22 protein-coding genes are annotated in these 22,729 nt (G+C 66.4%); 16 read left to right on the plus strand and 6 right to left on the minus strand.

Annotation, left to right across the window (positions count from 1 at the left end):
- Positions 1-48: 48 nt before the first annotated feature.
- The 7 genes from bamA (at position 49) to FA85_RS05495 (ending at position 8,170) form a co-directional block, all read left to right on the plus strand.
- Complete coding sequence (gene bamA / locus FA85_RS05465) at positions 49-2,493, plus strand: outer membrane protein assembly factor BamA (protein WP_036111052.1); 2,445 nt, start codon at positions 49-51, stop codon at positions 2,491-2,493.
- A gap of 121 nt (positions 2,494-2,614) precedes the next feature.
- Positions 2,615-3,643, plus strand: coding sequence for a UDP-3-O-(3-hydroxymyristoyl)glucosamine N-acyltransferase (gene lpxD / locus FA85_RS05470; RefSeq protein WP_036111050.1), 1,029 nt, complete (start codon positions 2,615-2,617; stop codon positions 3,641-3,643).
- A complete protein-coding gene (gene fabZ, locus FA85_RS05475; protein WP_036111046.1) occupies positions 3,640-4,113 on the plus strand; it encodes a 3-hydroxyacyl-ACP dehydratase FabZ in 474 nt (157 codons plus the stop codon). Before lpxD ends, fabZ begins: the two co-directional genes overlap by 4 nt.
- Positions 4,110-4,883: an acyl-ACP--UDP-N-acetylglucosamine O-acyltransferase gene (gene lpxA, locus FA85_RS05480; protein WP_036111044.1), complete on the plus strand. Its 774-nt coding sequence runs from the start codon at positions 4,110-4,112 to the stop codon at positions 4,881-4,883. Before fabZ ends, lpxA begins: the two co-directional genes overlap by 4 nt.
- A 70-nt stretch (positions 4,884-4,953) precedes the next feature.
- Positions 4,954-6,180 carry a lipid-A-disaccharide synthase gene (gene lpxB, locus FA85_RS05485; RefSeq protein ID WP_036111042.1) on the plus strand — a complete coding sequence of 409 codons (1,227 nt, stop codon included), beginning with the start codon at positions 4,954-4,956 and terminating at the stop codon, positions 6,178-6,180.
- 10 nt (positions 6,181-6,190) lie between these two features.
- The gene (gene rnhB, locus FA85_RS05490) at positions 6,191-6,838 is read left to right on the plus strand and encodes a ribonuclease HII (RefSeq protein ID WP_051943363.1); all 648 of its coding nucleotides are present in this window, start codon (positions 6,191-6,193) and stop codon (positions 6,836-6,838) included.
- 966 nt (positions 6,839-7,804) lie between these two features.
- A complete protein-coding gene (locus tag FA85_RS05495; protein ID WP_036111039.1) occupies positions 7,805-8,170 on the plus strand; it encodes a hypothetical protein in 366 nt (121 codons plus the stop codon).
- A gap of 41 nt (positions 8,171-8,211) precedes the next feature.
- On the opposite strand, the gene FA85_RS05500 is transcribed toward FA85_RS05495, so the two are convergent.
- Genes FA85_RS05500 through moaA form a run of 5 tightly spaced genes read right to left on the minus strand, consistent with a single transcriptional unit; the run spans position 8,212 to position 12,076 of the window.
- Complete coding sequence (locus FA85_RS05500) at positions 8,212-9,402, minus strand: molybdopterin molybdotransferase MoeA (RefSeq protein WP_036111038.1); 1,191 nt, start codon at positions 9,400-9,402, stop codon at positions 8,212-8,214.
- Positions 9,402-10,340 (minus strand): bifunctional molybdenum cofactor biosynthesis protein MoaC/MoaB, encoded by a 939-nt coding sequence (gene moaCB, locus FA85_RS05505; RefSeq protein WP_036111034.1) that lies wholly within the window; start codon positions 10,338-10,340, stop codon positions 9,402-9,404. Before moaCB ends, FA85_RS05500 begins: the two co-directional genes overlap by 1 nt.
- On the minus strand, positions 10,337-10,822 hold the full coding sequence (locus FA85_RS05510) for a molybdenum cofactor biosynthesis protein MoaE (RefSeq protein WP_051943361.1): 486 nt from the start codon (positions 10,820-10,822) through the stop codon (positions 10,337-10,339). Before FA85_RS05510 ends, moaCB begins: the two co-directional genes overlap by 4 nt.
- A gap of 3 nt (positions 10,823-10,825) precedes the next feature.
- Positions 10,826-11,077, minus strand: coding sequence for a MoaD/ThiS family protein (locus tag FA85_RS05515; protein WP_036111031.1), 252 nt, complete (start codon positions 11,075-11,077; stop codon positions 10,826-10,828).
- A gap of 24 nt (positions 11,078-11,101) precedes the next feature.
- Positions 11,102-12,076, minus strand: coding sequence for a GTP 3',8-cyclase MoaA (gene moaA / locus FA85_RS05520; RefSeq protein WP_036111029.1), 975 nt, complete (start codon positions 12,074-12,076; stop codon positions 11,102-11,104).
- Positions 12,077-12,162: 86 nt separating this feature from the next.
- On the opposite strand from moaA, the gene FA85_RS05525 reads away from it, so the two are divergent.
- From FA85_RS05525 to FA85_RS05565, 9 genes are all read left to right on the plus strand, one after another.
- Positions 12,163-13,140 (plus strand): XdhC family protein, encoded by a 978-nt coding sequence (locus FA85_RS05525; protein WP_036111026.1) that lies wholly within the window; start codon positions 12,163-12,165, stop codon positions 13,138-13,140.
- The gene (locus FA85_RS05530) at positions 13,137-13,721 is read left to right on the plus strand and encodes a nucleotidyltransferase family protein (RefSeq protein ID WP_036111022.1); all 585 of its coding nucleotides are present in this window, start codon (positions 13,137-13,139) and stop codon (positions 13,719-13,721) included. The genes FA85_RS05525 and FA85_RS05530 overlap by 4 nt, the downstream gene beginning before the upstream one ends.
- 200 nt (positions 13,722-13,921) lie before the next feature.
- Positions 13,922-14,467: a 2Fe-2S iron-sulfur cluster-binding protein gene (locus FA85_RS05535; protein WP_428977058.1), complete on the plus strand. Its 546-nt coding sequence runs from the start codon at positions 13,922-13,924 to the stop codon at positions 14,465-14,467.
- A complete protein-coding gene (locus FA85_RS05540; RefSeq protein WP_036111019.1) occupies positions 14,464-15,456 on the plus strand; it encodes an FAD binding domain-containing protein in 993 nt (330 codons plus the stop codon). Before FA85_RS05535 ends, FA85_RS05540 begins: the two co-directional genes overlap by 4 nt.
- Positions 15,457-15,458: 2 nt before the next feature.
- A complete protein-coding gene (locus FA85_RS05545; protein WP_036117192.1) occupies positions 15,459-17,672 on the plus strand; it encodes a molybdopterin cofactor-binding domain-containing protein in 2,214 nt (737 codons plus the stop codon).
- 168 nt (positions 17,673-17,840) lie between these two features.
- Entirely contained in the window at positions 17,841-18,245 is a 405-nt protein-coding gene (locus FA85_RS05550; RefSeq protein ID WP_036111016.1) for an HU family DNA-binding protein, read from the plus strand.
- A gap of 157 nt (positions 18,246-18,402) precedes the next feature.
- Positions 18,403-18,789: a BlaI/MecI/CopY family transcriptional regulator gene (locus FA85_RS05555; RefSeq protein ID WP_036111013.1), complete on the plus strand. Its 387-nt coding sequence runs from the start codon at positions 18,403-18,405 to the stop codon at positions 18,787-18,789.
- A 1-nt stretch (position 18,790) separates the two neighbouring features.
- Entirely contained in the window at positions 18,791-20,566 is a 1,776-nt protein-coding gene (locus tag FA85_RS05560; RefSeq protein ID WP_036111010.1) for a M56 family metallopeptidase, read from the plus strand.
- A 52-nt stretch (positions 20,567-20,618) separates the two neighbouring features.
- Positions 20,619-21,284, plus strand: a complete 666-nt coding sequence (locus FA85_RS05565; protein ID WP_036111007.1) for an HAD-IA family hydrolase — start codon at positions 20,619-20,621, stop codon at positions 21,282-21,284.
- A 3-nt stretch (positions 21,285-21,287) separates the two neighbouring features.
- On the opposite strand, the gene FA85_RS05570 is transcribed toward FA85_RS05565, so the two are convergent.
- Positions 21,288-22,724, minus strand: a complete 1,437-nt coding sequence (locus FA85_RS05570) for a sulfite reductase subunit alpha (RefSeq protein ID WP_197056487.1) — start codon at positions 22,722-22,724, stop codon at positions 21,288-21,290.
- Positions 22,725-22,729 lie beyond the last annotated feature (5 nt).

Consider the following 22,729-nt stretch of genomic DNA (forward strand, 5'->3'; position numbering starts at 1 on the left):
CACCGGCCTCGTCCGCCGGCGACTGGAATTAACCCAACGGAATCGACGATGAAGCGTATCGCCGCCCTGATCTTGCTCGCCTCCCTGTCCGCCAATGCGCTTGCCGCTTTCGAGCCGTTCGTCGTTTCCGACATTCGTATCGATGGCCTTACGCGTATCGCGCAAGGCACGGTGCTGAGCTACCTGCCGATCGAAAAGGGTGAAACCCTTAGCGACGACAAGGCCCAGGCCGCCATCCGCGCCCTGTACCAGACCAAATTCTTCAGCGACGTCGAACTCGACCGCCAGGGCGACATCCTGGTGATCAAGGTCGTCGAACGCCCGGCTATCGCCAAGCTCACGCTGCGCGGTAACAAGGACATCAAGGAAGACGACCTGCGCAAGGGTCTGAAGGAGATCGGCCTGGCCGAAGGCGAGACCTTCGACCGCCTGTCACTCGACCGCGTCCAGCAGGAACTCATCCGTCAGTACTACAACCGCGGCAAGTACAACGTGTCGGTCGATCCGCACGTGACCCAGCTCGACCGCAACCGCGTGGCGATCGACATCGAAATCCGCGAAGGCAAGGCGGCGAAGATCAAGGAGATCAACGTCGTCGGCAACAAGGCCTTCACCGATAAGGCCATCCGCGAAGGTTTCGAGTCCAACACCAGCAACTGGCTGTCCTGGTACTCCAAGGACGACCAGTACTCGCGCGAAAAGCTCTCCGGCGATCTGGAGAAGCTCAGCAACTACTACATGAATCGCGGTTACGCCGACTTCGGTATCGATTCGACCCAGGTCGCGATCAGCCCCGACAAGCGCGCGATGTACGTCGATGCGTCGGTGAAGGAAGGCGAGGTCTATACCGTCTCCGACGTGAAGCTCCTCGGCGAACTGATCCTTCCGGAAGAAACCCTGCGCAAGCTGGTCTTCATCAAGAAGGGCGACACCTTCAACCGCGGCGCGATCGAAGCCAGCGATGACGCCATCAAGGGCATCCTCGCCAACATCGGTTACGCGTTCGCCAAGGTCACCCCGATTCCCAAGCTCGACAAGGACAAGCGCACCGCCGACCTCACGCTCTTCATCGAGCCGGGCAAGCGCGTGTACGTCCGTCGCGTGGTCTTCCAGGGCAATACCCGCACGGAAGACGAGGTGCTGCGTCGTGAAATGCGTCAGCTCGAAGGCGCGTGGTATTCGCAGGGCGCCATCGATCGTTCGAAGACCCGTCTGCAGCGCCTTGGCTACTTCAAGACCGTCGACATCGACAAGGCACTCGTGCCGGGCACCGTCGATCAGGTCGATCTGACCGCCAAGGTCGAGGAGCAGTCCGCCGGCTCGCTGATGTTCGGCGTCGGTTACTCGCAGTACTCGGGCATCATCCTCTCGGCCTCCGTGTCGCAGAACAACTTCCTGGGCACCGGCGACCGCTTCTCGATCGGCGCGGAAACCAGCACGTACTACAAGCGCGTCAACGCCAGCTACACCAATCCGTATCTCACGGATTCCGGCATCCAGCTCGGCTACAACCTCGGTTACAGCAAGCTGGATTACGGCGATACCGATCTGGCGAACTACACGTACAGCACCAAGTCGTTCGAAACGACCCTGTCGTTCCCGATCACCGACTTCGACTCCGTGTCGACGAGCCTGGGTGTCAGTTCCAACCTGATCAACACGTCGTATTACACGCCGGAAGCGCTGGTCGGCTACCAGAACGCGCTGGGCAACAAGACGATCCATTCGTGGACGTCCAGCCTCGGCTATACGCATGACACGCGTAACAGCTACTGGGCTCCGACCCGCGGCGGCCAGCTGACGGCCTCGGTGTCCGGCGCGCTGCCGGGTTCGACCGTGCAGTACTACAAGCTGTTCGGCGAAGCCAACCACTACTGGCCGATCGGCAAGGGCTTCGTGCTCTACCTCGACGGTCAGGTCGGTTACGGCAAGACCTACGGCACGACCTACAGCAACACGTCGTACCAGATGAATGCCGACGGCACCATCGCGAAGGATGCCAGCGGCAACCCGATCGTCGAGTACCAGAAGGGCGACAAGGTGGCGTTCCCGTTCTGGGAGAACTACTACGCCGGTGGTGTGCGTGACGTCCGCGGCTTCCAGGACAACACCCTGGGTCCCCGCCTGTGCGACGGCGGGAGCACCTCCTCCACGCCGGACAGCAAGGGCAAGTGCACGGGCGGCTACTACAGCTACGGCCAGCCGGTCGGTGGCGCGTTCAAGGTGCTCGGCACGGCGCAGATGTTCCTGCCGCTGCCGTTCCTCAAGGACGTGAACACCGCCCGCGTCTCCTGGTTCGTCGACGTCGGTAACGTCTACAAGGACTACGGCTCGTTCGACGCCAGCGAGCTGCGCGCCTCGACCGGTCTGTCCCTGCAGTGGCAGGCGCCGATCGGCCCGCTGATCATCAACTTCGCCGTGCCGTTCCGTAAGAAGGACGCCGACAACCGCTTCGTCGAACGCATCCAGTTCACCTTCGGCAACACGTTCTAAGCGACACCGCAGGAGCGCGCCCCGCGCGCGAAAAGCCAACGAAGCGGCATCGCCGTTTCGTACGATAATAAGAGGGGTGGCCGGTGCAAACCCGGCCACCCCTTTTCTTTGGGAGCCCCCCATGAGCGGAAATCCGCAGTACACCCTGGCCGAGCTGGCCGAGCGCTTCGGCCTCGAGGCCCACGGCGATCCGACCACGACGGTCGACGGCGTCGGCACGCTGGCCGCGGCTACGGCCAGCCAGTTCACCTTCCTGTCCAACCCGAAATACACCTCGCAGCTGGCCGAATCGCAGGCCGGCATCGTCGTGCTCGGCGCGGATCAGCTGCCACTGCGCAACGGTGCCGCGCTCGTCGCGAAAGACCCCTACGTGGCCTACGCGAAGATCGCCGCCCTCTTCGAAAAACACCCCGCGTCACCGCGCGGCATTCACCCCAGCGCGGTGGTGGCACCGTCCGCCCGCGTTCACCCCACCGCATCGGTGGGTCCGTGCTGCGTGGTCGAGGACAACGCCGTCATCGAGGAAAACGCGATCCTGGGCCCGCATTGCACGATCGGGCCGGGCTGCGTGGTCGGCGCGGGTTCGCGCCTCGTCGCCCGGGTCACCCTGGTGATCCGCGTGACCCTGGGCAGGCGCGTCCTGATCCACCCGGGCGCGGTGATCGGCTCCGACGGCTTCGGCCTGGCCTTCGACCGCGACCACTGGATCAAGCTTCCCCAGCTCGGCGGGGTCCGTATCGGGGACGACTGCGAGATCGGCAGCAACACCACGATCGATCGCGGCGCGCTGGAAGATACGGTGCTGGAAGAGGATGTCCGCCTCGACAACCAGATCCAGATCGCCCATAACGTGCATATCGGTGCCCACACGGCCATGGCCGGGTGCTCGGCGGTCGCCGGCAGCGCGAAGATCGGCCGTTACTGCCTGATCGGCGGTAACGCGGGGGTGCTGGGCCACCTCGAACTGGCCGACCGGGTTACCATCACGGCGAAGAGCCTGGTCACGTCATCGATCAGGGAAGCCGGCGAGTACTCCTCCGGCACCCCGCTGCAGGAAAACCGCCAATGGCGGCGGAACGCAGCGCGCATGAAACATCTCGACGAATACGTGCGCCGCATCGCGGCGCTGGAAAAGGAAAAAGGGCAATGACCGAATCGAAAGCCGCCGTGACGCTCCCCGTCGACGTGGAGCAGATCCAGCGACTCCTGCCGCATCGCTATCCGTTTCTGCTGGTCGATCGCGTCATCGAGATCGAGCCGGGCAAGTCGATCGTGGCGATCAAGAACGTCTCGATCAACGAGCCGTTCTTTCAGGGTCATTTCCCGGGTCATCCGGTCATGCCCGGCGTCCTGATCGTCGAAGCCCTGGCACAGACCGCCGGCCTGCTCACGCAGATCACCAGCCAGATGGATGGCCAGAGCGGCAGCCCGCTGTTCTACCTGGTCAAGGTGGACAACGCGCGCTTCTCCGCCGTGGTCGCCCCGGGCGACCAGCTGCGTATGGAAGTCTCGCTGAAGCGCCTCATCCGCGGCATGGGCCTGTTCGAAGCCAGGGCCCTCGTCGATGGCAAGGTCGTCGCCTGCTGCGAACTGATGTGCGCAGCGAGGAACGACAAATGATTCATCCCTCCGCGCAGATCGATCCGTCCGCGCGCATCGCGGATAACGTCAGCATCGGCGCGTTCAGCGTGATCGGTGCGGACGTCGTCGTCGGCGAGGGAACCACCATCGGTCCTCACGTGGTGATCGAAGGCCCGACCGTCATCGGTCGCGACAACCGAATCTCGCAGTTCGCCTCCATCGGTGGCGCACCGCAGGACAAGAAGTGGCAGGGTGAGCGCACCGAGGTCATCATCGGCGACCGCAACCTCATCCGCGAGTTCGTCACGATCAACCGCGGTACCGGCGACGGTGGCGGCATCACGCGCATCGGTAACGACAACTGGCTGCTCGCCTACGTGCACATCGCGCACGATTGCCAGGTCGGCAATCACGTGGTGTTTTCCAACTATTCGGCGCTGGCCGGACACGCGGAAATCGGCGACTGGACCATCATGTCGGGCTATTCGGGCGTGCACCAGTTCTGCAAGGTGGGCGCGCACGCGTTCATCGGCATGGGCTGCCTCGTAGGCTCGGACGTTCCGCCGTTCGTCATGATGGCCAACGAGACCCGTGGCCGTCCGCGCGGCATCAACAGCGAAGGCCTCAAGCGTCGTGGCTTCGACACGGCCCGCATCGCCGCCATCAAGCGCGCCTACCGCACGCTGTACATGGCCGGCCTGCCTCTGGCCGAAGCGCGTGAGCAGTTGCTCTCGCAAGCGGAGAACAGCGAAGACGTCCGCCAGATGCTCGAGTTCCTGGATCGCAGCGAGCGCTCGCTCGCCCGGTAATGCCCGTCGGCGCCAGGGGGCGCCGACACTTCGCCAGGCCGGCACGCCGGTCGAGGGAGACCCGTACACCATGCAGCACACCCCCTCCTCCACCGACGCCCCGGTCATCGCGCTCGTCGCGGGCGAAGACTCCGGCGACCAGCTCGGTGCCGAGCTCATCGAGGCGCTTCGTACGCGCTATCCCGGCGCCCGCTTCGTCGGCATCGGCGGCCGGCGCATGCTCGCCCAGGGTTTCGAGTCCTGGTACGACATCCGCGAACTCTCCGTCATGGGCTTTGCCGAGGTGGTCAAACACCTGCCCCGCCTGCTCGGCCTCCGCAAGGCGCTCCTTGGCAAACTTCTTTCCCTGCGTCCCGCTGTCGTCGTCGGCATCGACGCGCCGGACTTCAACCTGGGGGTGGAGCGCAAGCTCAAGGCGGCCGGTCTGCGCACCGTGCATTACGTCAGCCCTTCGGTCTGGGCCTGGCGCGAAAAGCGTGCCGAGAAAATCGGTCGCTCCGCCGACCGCGTGCTCTGCCTGTTCCCCATGGAGCCGCCGATCTACGCGAAGCATGGCATCGACGCGCGCTTCGTGGGCCATCCACTGGCCGATCGCTTTCCGATGGTTTCCGACCGTGCCGCTGCCCGCGAGACGCTGGGTCTGCCCCACGACGCCCCGGTGCTTGCCGTGCTTCCGGGAAGTCGACCCAGCGAAATCGAACGCGTCGGCGCGATCTTCATCGCCGCCGCGCGCCGTGTCGCCGAAGCCATGCCAGCCGTGCGGATCGTCGTGCCGTCGGCCAACGAGCGCGTCCACGCGCAGCTGCAAGCCCTGCTCGCGAACTTCCCGGGTACCCCGCCGATACTCACCAATGGCCAGGCACACGACGTCATGCTGGCCGCGGACGCGGTCCTGCTGGCCTCCGGCACGGCCACGCTCGAAGCGATGCTGGCAAAACGCCCGATGGTGGTCGGCTACCGCGTCTCGCCCACCAGCTACCGGATCGCCGTCGCACTGCGCATGCTGAAAACGGACGTCTACAGCCTGCCCAACATCCTCGCGCGAGCCTGTGGCCTCGGCAAACGCCTGCTGGTCCCCGAGTTCATGCAGGATGAGTGCACCCCCGACAACCTCTCCCGCGCGACGCTGGAACTCCTCGGCGACAGCGAACGCCGCGGCGCCATCGTTGCCGCCTTCGAGTTCCTGCACCAGGAACTGCGCGGCGGCCTGGAAGGCCGCGCCGCCGATCACGCGGCGGACGCCATCGCCGACCTGATCGCGGTACCGGACTTGCCGACGGCCAGCGCCGGACACTAGGCTTCGCATCATGCCCCGCAAGCGCAATGTCAGCTCCCAGCTCGCCCGCGACCTCGTCGTTGCGGGCGTGGACGAGGCCGGCCGCGGCCCGCTGGCCGGGCCGGTCGTCGTATCCGCCGTCATCCTGGATCCGGCCCGCCCGATCCGTGGCCTCAACGACTCCAAGCAGCTGAACGAGGACGTCCGCGAGAAGCTCTACGGCCGCATCATCGAACGCGCGATCGCCTGGTCCGTAATCTTCGTCGAGCGCGAGGAGATCGACCGGATCAACATTTTCCAGGCGACGATGGTCGGCATGACGCGTTCCCTGATGGGCTTGTCGCACACTCCCCACATCGCGCTGATCGACGGCAACCGCCTGCCGCGCACCCTGCCCTGCGAAGGCCGCGCGGTCATCGGCGGCGACGCCACCGAGCCGGCCATCAGCGCCGCCTCGATCCTGGCCAAGGTCAGCCGCGACCGGCACATGCATGCGCTGGATGCGATGCATCCTGGCTATGGCTTTGCGAAGCACAAAGGTTATGGCGTGCCCGAGCATCTCGATGCGCTTTCCCGTCTGGGGCCGTGCGATGCCCATCGCCGCAGTTTTGCGCCGGTGAAGCGCTGGTTCGAGCCTGAGGTCCAGCCGATCGCCGATTTGTTCGCCGTTGCCGGGTAGGCTGTCGGGCTCGGCTTCGCCTTCGCGTTTGGTTTTGTCGCGGCGTGTGGTGTCACGTCGAAGAGCCGGCGGGCGCCACCCTCGCGTCCATGCCTGCGGCGACCCCTCAGGGAAAGGCCGCTACCGCGGCCGTATCTCAATGGCCTTCGGCCGGGTCGGGCTCCGACTGGGGGTTTTCGAGCCGGCTGTCCTGCCTCCCCGAAAACGGCCGGTCATCCCTGACCGGCCCCGCTCTCGCGGCCTCTTCCAGTCGGAGCCCTCGCCTGCGGCTACCGGACGCGAGGGTGGCACCCGCCGGCTCTTTGGGGGACTGAGGTTGCGGGTGGGTCGAGCGGCGGTTCGCTCCGTTGGATGGGACCGCTCGCTTGCCTGGGGTGTATGGCCTCGTTCGCCTTAGCCTGGCTGAGGGTTCGCAAACAGGGTTCGCTCCTACCGCACGGCGACCGCAGTGGTGGGATACATGGCGGCCTGTAGGAGCGCGCCCTGCGCGCGAAAAGCCAACGAAGCGAAGAAGCCACACCCCGCTCGACCACCAACCCACCTCGGTACACCAAAGAGACGGCGGGGGTGACCCTCGCGGCCGGTAGCCGCAGGCGAGGGCTTCGACTGGACAAGGCCGCGCAGGCGGGGCCGGTCATGGATGACCGGCCGTTTTCGGGGAGGCAGGGACAGCCGACTCGAAAACCCCCAGTCGGAGCCCGACCCGGCCGAAGGCCATTGATACACGGCCGCGGTAGCGGCCCTTCCCTGAGGGGTCGACGAAGGCGTGGCCTCGAGGGTCACCCCCGCCGGCTCTCCAACACGACACGACACACCGCGACAAAGCCAAACGCGATGGCGCAAGCCGAGCCAAAAAAACCCCTGTCATATTTCGCCTAAAGTCCCCCTGCGACCTGCCGATACGTCAGCTAACGCCCTCTCTCACGAGCGGCGCAGCCTTTCCCCTATCGACAGGTAATGTCACCCATGAAGAAGATCGCCATCGCCGTCGCGCTGTTCGTCGCAGCCCCGTTGTCCGCCCACGCCGCCTGTGCCGCCAAGGACTTCGCCGTCGAAGGTTTCGGCGTCAAGCTCCAGCAGGGTTCGGGCCAGCCGCGCTTCAGCATGAAGGGCAACCTGGTCAACAAGTGCGCCGAAGCCGCCGCCGCGCAGATCCGCATCGACGCGAAGGATGCCTCGGGCAAGGTCGTCGCCAGCAAGCAGGGCTGGCCGGCAGGCACGTCCAATATCGAACCGGGCAAGAGCGTCGATTTCGACCTCGGCCGCCTCTTCCGCTACTCGCCGGACATGACCGACTACACGGTCGTCGTGTCGGACGTGAAGGCCTGGTAAGAACGAAGGGCCCGGTCATACCGGGCCCTTGTCACATCAGGTCACAACGGGATCCACGCCACGCGCTCGCCAGCGGCGAACGCCTCGGCGCGTGACGGCAACCAGACCAGCGCGTGCGCGGACGCCAGATTGCTGAGCATGTGCGACTCCTGACGCGGCAACACATCGAGCGACGCCACACCGTCGCTCATGTCCAGACGCATCCGGACGAGGCGATCGCGCTCTCCATCGGCCTCGACAGGCGCCCCGAGCCGACCCTGCCGCCACGCCGGCTGATCGACGGCCTCGCCCTCGAGCTGCGCCAGCACGGCGCGTGCATGCACCGACAGGCACACCAGCACGGCCGCCGGGTTGCCCGGCATACCCAGCAGCGCTCTTCCCTCACGCGTGCCGAACCAGAGCGGCTTGCCGGGCTTCTGCGCGACCTTCCAGAACACCTTGCGCACCCCCAGACGGTCGGCCACCGCTGGTACGAAGTCGCGGTCGCCGACGGAGACACCACCGCTGGTCACCACGAGATCGGCGCTGTCCAGTGCGGCACTCATGGCTTCTTCCAGCGCCGCCTCGTCGTCGCGCACGTAAGCGACCACCGGCTCGCCGTATCCGTGCTCGACGAACCACGCACGAAGCAACGGACCGTTCGCGTCATACACCAGGCCAGGGCCGAGCGGCTCGCCGGCGCGCACCACTTCATCGCCCGTCACCAGGACGGCGACGCGTGGGCGACGATAGACCTCCACCGTCTCCACGCCGGCCATGGCCAGCGCCGCGATGAGGCCGGCGGTGACACGCTGCCCCGCCTCGGCGATGGTCGCACCCGCCGCGAGTTCCTCACCCTCGTGGCGAATGGCCTCACCCACGCGCACCGCCTCCGTGAGTGCGATGCCGGAGCCGGTACGCTGGACGATCTCCTGCCGCGCCACGGCGTCGGCGCCTTGCGGGAGCACGCCTCCGGTAAGGATGCGGACGGCCTGACCCGGCCCGACGACGACATCGGCGGGATCGCCCGCGGCCGAGGTGCCGACCAGTGAACGCTCAGCCTGCCCGTCGACGGTGCGCAACGCGTAGCCGTCCACCGCACTCTGCGTGAAGCGAGGCAGGGCGATGCGCGCGATGGCGGACTCCGCAAGCACAGCGCCCAGCGCTAGTTCGAGTGCGACATGATGCGTCGGGAGTCGCTCCACGTGCCGACGGTAGTGCTCGAAGGTTTCCCCAAGAGGAAGGAGCGCCATCAGTGCGGCTCCCCGTAACCGCCTGCGTGCTTTCCGCCGGTACGGCCGGTTTCGAGAAGGTGCACGATGCCGGGCAAGGTCGCCGCCAGGGACTCGCTGGCACCACCCCGACTGCCCGGGAAGGTCAGCACCAGCGATTCACCGACGTAACCCGCGACGCCGCGCGACAGCATGGCGAACGGCATGCGTTGCTGGCCGAAGGCTCGCGCCGTTTCCATGATGCCGGGGATCTCGATATCGAGCATCGGCTTGACGGTGTCCACCGTGATATCGCGCGGACTCAGGCCGGTGCCACCGACGGTCACCACCAGCGCCGTGCCGGCGGCGACGAGCGAACGCAGCAGATCGCCCAGCACGGCAGCGTCGTCGGCGATGACCGCGTATTCCACCGGATCGAAGTTCGCGCGGATCAGCGCGTCGCGCACGTAGGCACCGGCCGTGTCCGCCTTCGCGCCGCTGGCCACCGTGTCGGAAAGCACGACAACGGCGGCGCTCCGGGACGTCAGCAGCGCGCGGCGGTAATGCGACTTGCCGCCGACCTTGCGCTCGAGCCGGCAATCCTCGATGTGCAGCTCTTCGGGCTCCGCGTAAGGCTTGAGCATGTCGTAGATGGTCAGGGCGGCCAGGCTGGCTGCGGTCAGCGCTTCCATCTCGACACCGGTCGGGCCGATGGTCTGCACCTCGGCCACGATGCGGACACTGGTGTCCGACAGTTCGTAGTGCACGTCCGCGCGATGGATCGGCAGCGGGTGGCACAGCGGAATCAGTTCATCCGTGCGCTTCGCGGCGAGAATGCCGGCGACCCGCGCGGTTTTCAGCGGGTCGCCTTTCTCGGTTTCGCCCGTGCGCAACAGGTCGATACATGCCGCCGGCGCGTGGAGCGTGGCGGTGGCGCGCGCGATACGCAGGGAGTCGGGTTTCTGGCTGACGTCTTTCATCCGTGGCTCGTATGCGAATGGTGGTGATGCGAATGGGGCGCCTCTTCGTCGAGGTCGTCGCGGATGCAACAACCTTCCACGAAGGCACTGCTTCCGTCCGTGTAGAACTCTTCTTTCCAGATGGGCGCGCCATGCTTTACCGCATCGACCGCATAGCGGCACGCGTCGAAGGCTTCAGCGCGATGAGGGGCCCGCACGACGCAGACGATGGCGATATCGCCTATGGACAGATCGCCGAGCCGGTGGACGATCCGCACATACGGCACGCCGTAGCGCTCGCGGGTCGCCTGCTCGACCTCACGGATGATCTTCGCGGCGAGCGGCTCGTGCGCGGTATACGCCAGGTGCCTGACGGAACGGCCTTCGTGGTGATCGCGGACCGTCCCGACGAACAGCGCGAGGCCACCGCATTCGGGGTGCGCCTCGAGTTCGAGCAAGGGTTCGACCGCCACGGGAAGATGCGAGAGAACGTCACGGTTCATGACTCAGCCTCCCGCGACCGGCGGCAACAGGGCGATCCGGCCGTCGGCCGGCAAGGCGTCCGCACGGCGGACGATGGTGTCGCCAGACACGCAGGCGCAGCGATCCAGCGGTCCCGCAAGCTCGGGACGCGCCGATGCCAGGCGCGCTACCGCGTCGCCCACCGTGCCGACATCGTCGGTGACCTCGATGACGCACTCATGCTGGCCGGCCAGACGCTCGAGGTTGGCGAAGAGTTCGAAAACGACTTGTTTCATGACAGATCCGAAAAAATGACTTACTTATCCACCCATCGCATGCATGGTCACCGGCCGGTCCACGGGCCCCGGCCGTGCGGCGTAGCCCGCATCCTTGAGCCAGACGGCGCGGCGCACCTGCTCACCCAGAACTTCGTCAGTGACGCCTTCGCGCATGCGCGCACCCAGCGGTGTACCGAGCGGCGAGAACAGGCAGGTGAACAGCTCGCCCGTCGCCGTGAGGCGCAGGCGATCGCAGGTGGAGCAGAAAGGGTTGGAAACGGTGGAGATGATGCCTAACGGGTAATGCCCGTCGACAAGGTACGGTGTCGCCGGATCGCTGCTCCGGGGCTGGTGGTCGACACGATGGCTGACGCCGATCGCGGCCAGCATGTCCGCCTCGGACACCACGGCATCGCGTTTCCAGTGTCCCGGTGCATCCAGCGGCATGTATTCGATGTACCGCAAGGGAATGCCGCGAGCCATCGCCCACTCCAGCAGCGGCACGATGTCCTTTTCGTTGTCTCCGCGGATGACGACCGCGTTGAGCTTGATGTTGGCGCCGGCGTCGGTCAGTGCGTCGATACCGTCCAGCACCGGTGCGATCTCTCGCAGGGTAAGCCGACGGAAGGTGTCCGGGTCGATGGCATCCAGGCTCACGTTGAAATCGTCGATGCCGGCGGCCACGAGTTCACGCGCCTTCGGTGCGATGCGCGAGGCGTTCGTGGTCATCGACAGGCGGCGCAGGCCGCGTTTGCGCAGGGCGCCGATCTCCCGGACACACTCGAGCAGGTCGCGGCGCAACAGCGGTTCACCGCCGGTCAGACGGATCTGATCGATGCCGCTGTCGACGAACAATCCCGCAAGGCGCACCACCTCGCCCCGGTCGAGCAGGCTGCTTCGGGGCAACCAGTCGGGGTGCTCGGGCATACAGTAAGTGCAGCGGAAATTGCAGCGGTCGGTCAGCGAGATCCGCAGCTTGCGTTTGGTACGGCCGTGACGATCGATGAGTGGGGACATATCGGCTCAGGAAAGCACAATGGGCGTAAGCGGGACGTATGCGGCCGCGCCGGGCCCTTCACACGCAATCGTGCCAGACTTCCGCGATGAACGCCTTGAACCCATCCGCCGCGCCGGTCTGGCCAGCCTGGCCCGACTACGCCCTGATCGCCGACCTGCTGCCTTCCCTGCGCGACTTCGCCCATGCCGGCCGTGTCGCCCTCGCGACGCTGGTCTCCACCGACGGCCCATCCCCGCGGCCGCTATATAGCGAAATGCTGATCGCTGCGGACGGGCGCGTCGCGGGCTATGTTTCCGGTGGATGCGTCGAGGCCGCCGTCGCCAGCGAGGCCGCGATGGTGTTGGCCGACGGGCGCCCGCGCCTGCTGGATTACGGTGTCGGCAGTCCGGTCCTGGACATCCAGCTTACCTGCGGCGGGCGCATCGGCATCTTCGTCCGGGAGCTGCGCGAACCGTCGGCTTACGCCAACACGCTGGGCATCGCCCGCCGCGAGCGGCGTACCGTGACGGTACTGACCGACCGCGATAGCGGCGCGTGGAATATCGTGGAAGGCCACGTCGCGCCCGACGATCATCATTACGCCTGCGTCCACATGCCGCCCCTGCGCCTCGTCGCCGTCGGCGGCGACCCGGTGACGCTCGCCGTCGCGCAGCTTGCGCCGACGATGGGCGTGGAAGTCGTCCTGTTGCGGCCGCATGGGCCGGCCGAACCGCCGCCCGGCATCGCGTTGACCGGCTACGACTCGCGCAGCCTGGCGGTGTCGCTGGGCGAACTCGCCCTCGACGAACGCACCGCCGTGTACTCGCTCAGCCACGACGCCGAGATCGACCACGCGGTCGCCACGCATGCGCTGCGCTCCCCGGCGTTCGCCGTCGGTATCCTTGGCAGCCGCAACAAGATCGGCACCCGCGTCGAGCGACTGAAGGACGATGGTGTGGACGACGACGATCTGACCCGGCTGCATCTTCCCGCGGGCCTGCCCATCGGCGCACAAACCCCGCACGGCATCGCCCTGTCCATCCTCGCTCAGGTCTGCCAGCGCGATCGCGCGCGGGCATCGTGATCGGCGGCCACGATGCCGTGATCCTGGCAGCGGGCGGCAGCCAGCGGCTGGGGCGACCGAAACAGCTTCTGACCCTCGACGGCGAAAGCCTCATCGCCCGTGTATCGCGTCTGGTCGATGCCACCGGCCCGGGCAAGACGATTGCCGTGCTTGGCGCTTATGCCGAACGCCTGTGCGGCCAGCTGAACGGCGCCATGGCCGTATTCAATCCGGACTGGGCCACGGGCATGGCATCGTCACTCCGACTGGCGGCCGATGCGCTCGCCGGACGCCACGACCCGGTGCTCGTCGTGGTCGTGGATCAGCTGGCGCTCGACGAAGCACATCTCGTCAGGCTGCTCGCCGCACACGATGGCGCGCGCGATACGGTAACCGCGTACGGCGAGACCCTGGGCGTACCCGCCGTGCTGCGTGCGGCCACGCTGGCGCGCGCCGCGCACCTCCGCGGCGACACCGGTTTTCGCGCCCTCTGGTCGGATGAGGCGCCGCTCGCGATCCGCGCCGACGCACTCGCTGTCGACGTAGATACCGAAGACGATGTCGCACGCGCCATCGCTGCCGGGCTTCTCGATCGCGACTGACCGCGTCGACATGTAAAGAGCATGGGAACCCCAACGGCGCGTTCCGCCGCGCGACGTTCACGGTGCGAGCGATAAAAGCATGGTTTCACCCAGGCAGCGACGCGTATTCGTCGCCCACCCACGGAGAGAGCGGCATGCAGCCGAAGACCAACACCTCGTCGATCGACGCGGCGCGCCACGACGCAGAAGCCAGCGGCGTCATGAACCACACTTCCGAACGCGTCGACGGTATCGATACCGTCCAGGCCCGCCTGCGGATCAATGGCACCACCCATGTGCTCGACCTTGACCCCAGGGTGACCCTCCTCGATGCGCTGCGCGAACATCTCGGGCTCACCGGCTCTAAGAAGGGCTGCGATCACGGCCAGTGCGGCGCATGCACGGTGCTGGTCGAAGGCCGTCGTATCAATGCCTGCCTGACCCTGGCGGTGATGCACGACGGCGACTCGATCACCACCGTCGAAGGCCTGGCCACGGGCGATGTGCTGAGTCCGCTGCAGGCCGCCTTCGTCAGGCACGATGGGTTCCAGTGCGGCTATTGCACGCCGGGACAGCTTTGCTCCGCCACCGGCATGCTCGAGGAAGTGCGCGCCGGATGGCCCAGCGTGGTCACCACGGACGTCGCCGGCTCGCCGACGCTGACCGACGAGGAGATTCGTGAACGCATGAGCGGCAACCTCTGTCGCTGCAGTGCGTATCCCAACATCGTCGCCGCAATTGCCGACGCCGCGGAGACCGACGCATGAAACAGTTCACCTACGCACGCGCGACCACGCCGACCGATGCCGCCTCGTCCGCGGCGGCGCATCGCCGCACGCGCTTCATCGCCGGCGGCACGAACCTGCTCGATCTGATGAAGCTGGAAGTGGAAACGCCCGAACATCTGATCGACATCAACCGTCTCGGTCTCGACGCTATCGAAGAAACCGCGGACGGCGGCCTGCGCATCGGCACGCTGGTGCGCAACAGCGACCTGGCCGCCGATCCCCGCGTGCGCGAACGCTATCCCGTCCTGTCGCGTGCCTTGCTCGCCGGTGCGTCGGGGCAGCTGCGCAACAAGGCCACGACGGGCGGCAATCTGCTGCAACGTACCCGCTGCTACTACTTCTATGACACCGCCATGCCGTGCAACAAGCGCCACCCCGGCAGCGGCTGCGCAGCTATCGGCGGGTACAACCGCATCCACGCCATCGTCGGCGCGAGTGACTCATGCATCGCGACCCATCCGTCCGATATGGCGGTGGCGATGCGCGTGCTGGACGCCGTGATTCACACGGTAGCCGCCGATGGCAATGTGCGTGAAATTCCGATCGGCGAGTTCTATCGCCTGCCCGGCGACACGCCTCAGGTGGAAAACGTGCTGGCGGACGGTGAGCTGATCACGCACGTCACCCTGCCCCCTCCGCCGCCGGGACGGCAGGTGTATCGCAAGGTGCGCGATCGCGCGTCGTACGCGTTCGCACTGATCTCGGTAGCGGCCATCGTGAATTTCGAGGATGGCCGGATTGCCGACGCTCGCATCGCCTTTGGCGGCGTCGGCCCCATGCCATGGCGCGACGATGAGCTCGAGCGCGCCGCCGCGGGTGTCGGCAGCGACGAAGTGTCGCTGCGCACCCTCGCGGAGAACGCGCTGGCCGATGCGCGTGGTCAGGGGCACAACGATTTCAAACCAGTGCTTGCCCGCCGCACCCTGGGTGCGGTGCTGGTCGAAGCCAGCGGGAGGACCGACGCATGACGATTCGCATGGACACGGTGGTGGGGCACACGCCGCTGGACGATAACCCGGGCGGCTTCACCGGCAAGCCGGTCGACCGCGTGGATGGTCCGCTGAAGGTTCAGGGCAAGGCTGCGTACGCCGCGGAACACGGTGGCGTCGGCGATGTGGCGTACGCGTTCCCCGTGCTCGCGACGATCGCGCTCGGACGCGTTATCCGGATGGATACGTCGGCGGCCGAGCGTGCGCCGGGCGTCATCCACGTGATCACCGCGAAGAACGTACCGCCGCAGGACACGTCGTCGGACGATGCCATTCCTCAGCTCGTCGGCGATGAGATCAGGCACTACGGCCAACCCGTCGCGCTGGTCGTTGCAAAGTCTTATGAACAGGCGCGCCATGCCGCCGGACTGATCCGGCCGGAATACGACGGGAAGCCTGGACGCTTCGATCTCGTGGCCGGTATCGACGGTGCGCGCAAGCCGGAGGATCTGTCCTTCGCGAAAGCCGATACCAGCAAGGGCGACTTCGATGCCGCCTACGCAAAGTCGCCTCACCAGCTGGACGTGACGTACACCACGCCGTTCCAGTTCCATGCCGCGATGGAGCCGCACGCCACGATCGCCAGCTGGGACGGCGACCGGCTGGTTGTCCAGACGTCGAACCAGATGCCTACGCCAGGGCGCAAGGCGCTCGCGGCCACGCTTGGTATCGAGCCCGAAAAGGTCAGGCTTCTCTCCGCTTATATCGGTGGCGGCTTCGGTAGCAAGCTCGATGTACAGCCCGACGCCGTGCTGGCCGCGCTGGCCGCCAGGGCCACGGGCCGCAAGGTCAAGCTTGCCCTCACCCGCCAGCAGCTCTTTCACGTCGTGGGGCACCGCACCAACACCGTGCAGCGCGTTCGCCTGGGCACGGATGCGCAGGGCCATATCCTTGCCGAGGCGCATGAAGCGTGGTCGGGTAACGAGCCCGGCAACGATGAATTCGAACCGACGGTGCTCGGCACGCGTTCCCGCTATGCGGGCGAGCACCGCAGGAATACGCACCGCCAGGTCGATCTGGACCTGCCGCCCGCCATTTCGATGCGCGCGCCGGGCGAGGCGGTCGGCCTGCTCGCGCTCGAAGGCGCCATGGATGAGCTGGCCGTCGCGCTCGACATCGACCCGATCGAATTGCGCGTCCGCAACGAGCCCCCCGTGGATCCCGAACTCGGCGTCCCTTTTTCGTCCCGCCAGGTCGTCGAATGCATGCGTGAAGGCGCATGTCGCTTCGGCTGGGATAAACGCATCGCCAAACCCGGGCAGGTCCGTGACGGACGCTGGCTGATGGGCATGGGCATGTCGTCCGCCGTACGCGGAAACATGCTGCAGGCATCGAAAGCGCACGTCCATCTGGATGCCACCGGTCAGCTCACCGCCCGGATGGCCATGACGGATATCGGCACGGGCTCGTATACGGTATTCACGCAGATCGCCGCGGACCTGCTCGGCTTGCCGATGGAGCGCGTCACCATTTTGCTCGGCGACTCGGATTTCCCCGAAACCCCGGGTTCAGGCGGTTCGTTCGGCGCCGCCAGTGCCGGGTCAGGCCTGTATGACGCGTGCATGCAGCTTCGCACCCGGCTTTGCCAATCGGCAGGCATCGATCCCGCACATGCGCGCTTCGAAGACGGACACGTCTCCCATGGCGACAAGCGCGTGAGCTATTCGGCCATTGCGGGCGTCGACGGCCTGTCCGCCGATGGCGGCATCGAGCCCGGCAGTAACAACAAAAAGTACAACCAGAACTCGTATGGAGCCTTCTTCGCCGAAGTGGGCGTCGACATGGATACGGGCGAGATCCGTCTGCGCCGCATGCTCGGCGTGTTTGCCGCCGGCCGCATACTCAATGCGAAAACCGCGCGGTCGCAGGCATTGGGGGGCATGATCTTCGGCGTCGGCTCCGCACTGTCCGAGGAGATCGTGCTCGATCCGCGTCACGGCGCTTTCGTCAATCACGATCTCGCGGAATACCACGTGCCGGTCAACGCGGACATCGGCCCGATGGAGGCGATCTTCCTGCCTGAACTGGATGACAAGGCCAATCCCCTGAAGATCAAGGGACTCGGCGAGGTCGGTATCTCGGGAGCGGGCGCTTGCATCGCCAATGCGGTGTACAACGCGTGCGGCGTGCGCATCCGCGACTATCCGCTGACGCTGGACAAGGTTCTAGCAGGCATGGCGGAGACATCCTCCTGACGGGGGATTTTCCGCACTGCGTCACACGGAACCTGAAAAAAAGGGCTCGAAATGCAAAAAAACTTCGCGGACCCTATTTTCAGCGGACGAAAGCAACGCTAGAGTGAGTCGCCCGCTGGGCACCGGCCGGAAAGGCCGCCTCATTCGATTCAAGTGACAAGGATAACCATGGCCACGACCAAAAAAACGGCGGCGAAGAAGGCTGCCAAGGCTCCCGCCAAGGCCGCCGTGAAGGCTGCTAAGGCCCCGGCTGCTCTCAAGCCGATCAAGGATCCGCTTTCGAAGTCCACGCTCGTCTCGCACATCGTCGAGCAGAGCGGCGTCGACAGCAAGAGCGTCAAGGCTGTTCTGGCCTCGCTCGAAGGCGCGATCAACGCGTCGGTTCACAAGAAGGGCGCTGGCACGTTCACGCTGCCCGGCCTGCTGAAGATCACCTCCGTCGCCGTTGCGGCCAAGCCGAAGCGCAAGGGTAAGGACCCGTTCACGGGTGAAGAGCGCTGGTTCGCCGCCAAGCCCGCCTCGGTCAAGGTCAAGGTCCGTCCGCTCAAGAAGCTCAAGGACGCGGCCGCCTGATCTCTCGCGGAGGCCTTCGCCTTCGCGACCGACGAGGTACCCGAAAGCCTCCGCCCTAACGGCGGAGGCTTTTTTCATGGGTCCGTGCCGAAGGTCATGCTTGACTACACGTGTCGTCAGGCGCAGGCTGATTACATCTGTAGTCAGGAGCGGTGGCATGCGCAACAAGACCGTGGGCGATCAGGAACTCGCCCTTCTCCAGCACATCGAGGAAACACCGAAATCGTCGGTCGCGGAGGTGTGTGCCGCCTTCGGGGAGAGCCGTGGCCTGGCTCGCTCCACGGTGCTGACGATGATGGAACGCCTGCGTGCGAAGGGGTATCTCACGCGCCGGCACGTCGACGGCATGTACCGTTACAGCGTGACCAACGGCAGCGGAGAAGTGATGACCGGCGCCGTGGCCCGCTTCGTCGAGAAGACGCTGCAGGGTTCGGTGTCGCCCTTCGTCGCCTGGATGTCCGAACGCGGCCAGGTCAGCGACAGCGAACTGGCGGAACTCGAAGCGCTCGTCGATACCCTGCAGTCGCGACGCAAGGGGCGCTGACATGGAGGCTCTCTTCGATACGCTGCTCTCGCGCCTCGTCCATGCCTCGGTGCAGGCCGTGCTGCTGGCCGGCGTGGTGTACGCCGTGTGCCGCCTCGTTCCCACGATGTCGGCCTCGGCGAAGGCGACCTTGTGGTGGTTGCTCGGCGCCCAGCTGATCGCAGGCATCGTGTCGCCGACGCTGCTCGGCCTCCCGCTGTTGCCCGCGGCGACGATCGCCCCCGTCGAGCCCGTGACGACCATCGCGCCGCTCACCCTGCCCGGCGCCATGGATACGATGCCCGCCGGCGATGGCACCGTCTCGTGGACGGCCACGTTGCTGTTCATCTGGCTGCTGGCCGTCGCGGTTCAAGCCGCTGTCGCCAGCCTGCGCTGGCGCAGGCTGGCGGGGGTGGTGCATCGCGCGATGCCTCACGACGACGTCCGCATCGAAACGCTTTGCGCCCGTCGCGCCCGCGAGACGGGCCTTCACCGGTCACCCCGACTCGCGGTATCGCCCGAAGTGGATTCGCCTCAGGTCGTCGGCCTGCGGCACCCGACCATCCTCCTGCCGCTCGAGGTACGCCTCAGCGACGAAGATCTCGATCTCGCGCTGATGCACGAACTCGCGCACGTGCGCCGTGGCGATCTGATGCTCGGCTGGATCCCCGCGATCGCCCGCGCCCTGTTCTTCTTCCACCCCGTGGTTCACTTCGCCGTACGCGAGTACGCCCTTTGCCGTGAAGCCGCGTGCGACGCGCTGGTCGTATCGCGGGGCGGCACGATCACGAAAACGTACGGCCGCCTGCTGCTGCGGCTCGGCGTGACTCCGCCTCCGCATCACGCGCTGCCCGGTGCCTCGCCCACCTTTCATTCGCTGAAGAGGAGACTGCTCATGCTCGCTCAGGCCAACGATAGTCATCCCCGTGTGCTGACCTGGTGCCTCGTCGCCGCGATCGCCGCCGTGGGTGTGTTCCCGTGGCGCGTGGTGGCGGCGGACCAGAGCAAGACGACGGTGTCGCGCTTCTACATGCCGCCACCGCCCACGCCACCGGCGCCGGCACCCGCCGCCACACCCGCGCCAGCGGCTGCGCCCGCACCGATGTCCGCCACGTCGCTGGTCGCGCCCGTGGCACCTGTCGCGCCAGTGGCACCCGTTGCGCCCGTTCAGGCCTCGGTACCGCCGGCACCGCCAGCCCCGCCGGCGCCCGCGGTATGGTCGGAAGACGTTCATGGTGAGCCCACCAACGGCTTCTTCTACTTCTCCAACGACATTCACGTCGCCAGTGGCAGCAGCAGCGATTTTCAGCGCGCGGAGGCCGCTTACCGGGATGTCGGCAAAGACTTTGTGTGGTTCCGTCAAGGCAGGCAGGCCTGGGTGATCCGCGACCCCGCGTACGTGAAACGCATTCACCAGGCCTACGCGGCGCCGTCAAAGCCCGCCGACATGGCCGCGATCATGGCGGACCAGCAGGCCGGACTGGACCGGAAGCAGGAAGTGCTCAGCGAGCAGATGGCGAAGCTGAGCGCGAAACAGAGTGAGCTGATCTCGAAACAGATGACGTCGACCGGTCCGCGCGATGAAGCCGCCTATGTGGCCGGTAACGACGCCATCGGCCGCGAGCAGGCCGCCATCGCGCGGCAGATGGCACAGATCGGGCAGCAGCGCGCACTGCAAGGCAAGACGATGGCCGAATGGGGCCGCAGGCAGGCCGACGCATCGCGCAAGGCCTCCGAGGAAGTGAGCACGATCCTGGCCGAGGCGATCCGCAACCACGCCGCCCAGGCCGCACGCTGACGTATCCGCACACCTCCGGTATGGTGAAGGAATTTCCCCTACCGGAGGCACCATGCGACTTGAATCGGACACGGTCATCCAGACCCGCGCGTTGCTCTTCGACATGGACGGCACGCTGATCGACTCACGCGTCCTCGTCGAGAAGATCTGGAAACGCTGGTGTGACGAGAACGGTCTGGACTGGCATTACGTCCTCCCCCGTCTGCACGGCGTGCGCATGCTGGATTCGGTGCGCCGTTTCGCCCCGCCGGGTGTGGACGTGAATGCCGCGTACGAGCGCCTGTACAACGAGGAAGTGAACGACGTCGAAGGGATCGTGCCGATTCCGGGCGCACTCGAACTGCTCGCCGCGCTGCCTCAGGAAACGTGGACCATCGTGACCTCGGCCGACACCACCCTGGCCACCGGGCGTCTGGCCGCGGCCGGGATCGTGCCGCCGCCGCTCATGGTCACCGGTGAAATCGTCACCGACGGCAAGCCGCATCCCGAGGGCTACCTGCTCGGCGCAAAACGCATGGGTGCGGCGCCTGAGGACTGCCTGGTCTTCGAAGACGCGAAAGCGGGCATCGATGCGGGACGGGCGGCGGGCTCGCGCGTGATCGCTATCGCAGGCGATCATCCGGAAGAAATCGCGGAAGACGTCGAGTGGATCGCCGACCTGACCGCGCTGCGTTTCGAAAGCTACAAAGAAGGCGTCGTGACGCTGCGCGTGGTCTGAGCGTCAGTAGACATCGCGGCGATAGCGGCCGTCGGCGAGCATGTCGTCGACGGCCCGCTTGCCGAGGATGCCGCGCAAGGCCGCATCCACACCGGGAGCCATCCCCGCGAGGCTGCCGCAGACATAGATCGCCGCGCCGTCGTCGACGTAGCTACGCACGTCATCAGCCGCGGCACGCAGACGGTCCTGCACGTAACGTGGGCCCTGCGTCTCGCGCGACCAGACCAGGTCCAGCCGTTCCACCCGGCCGTCCGCTCGCCATCGCTCCAGCTCATCCACGTGGAGACGATCGACGCCGGCGTGCCGCTCACCGAAGATCAGCCAGTTGCGCACGTGTCCGCGTGCCACACGTTCTTTCAGCAAGGCACGCAAACCCGCGATCCCCGTGCCATTGCCGATCAGCAGCATCGGACGGTCGTCGCCCGGCGCATGGAAGCCTTCGTTACGGCGGACGCGCAGATCGACCGCGTCACCGATATCGGCAAGTGCGGTCAGCCAGCCCGAGCCGAGTCCCAGCGACCCCGTCGCGTCCCGCTGCTGACGGACCACCAGATGCAGGGTTTTATCGGAGGGCAGCGAGGCGATGGAATACTCGCGGTGAGGATGTATCTGTTCATCATCGCGCCCACGACGCGGTCCGATTTCGACAACGTCCCCCGCATCCCAACGCAGATGCGCCGCGTCCACCGGTGCCAGGGCGATGTGGAAGCATGGGCCGCCGGCACTACCGGGATTGAGCAACCGGCGTTCGACCAGCCGCCACGACTGATAAGCCGGACGCACCCAGTCGGGCGCCTCGGGTGAACCGGCCCACTCGGCGACGTGGTGTTGCCAGTGACGCAGCGCGCCCGGATCGCCGTTGTCCACTTCGACAAGGTCGAAAGCCGGTACGGCGCCACTGCTGCGCAACCAGCGATCGAGGTCGTGCCCGAAGGCGCAGAAGTCCTCGTAATCGTGGTCGCCCAGCGCCAGCAAGCCATACGACAGGCCTTGCAGAGCCAGCGCACCGGCCATGACGTCCCGGCGGAAACCCGTAGCGGGATCGGGCGCGTCGCCTTCGCCCGTCGTGCTGGCGATGAAAAGCATGCGTTTCGCTCCCTGCAACGTCGCCGGGGTCAGTGTGTCGATCGACTGCAAGGCCACGGCATCGCCGCCGTGACGCAAGGTGGCCGCCGTGAGGTTCGCGAGCTCGGCCGCATAGCCGGTCTGCGTGGCGTACACGACGTGGATGGTGTCCGAACCGGTGTCGACAGCGACGGGAGCTCGTCGCCGGTTCAGCGCCACGGTGAGGGCCGCCCACCCGACGACGATCGCGGAAGCCAGCCCCGTGCGCGGCCAGTCCGACGCGTGCGTGCCGGTAAAATCGTGAAGGGTCGCGAACCACGTGGCCACGGCGGCCAGCGCGATACCGATCGCGATCTGTCCGATCGGCACCCTCACGCATC

It is taken from the genome of Luteibacter mycovicinus, from assembly GCF_000745235.1.
Lineage (GTDB): Bacteria > Pseudomonadota > Gammaproteobacteria > Xanthomonadales > Rhodanobacteraceae > Luteibacter > Luteibacter mycovicinus.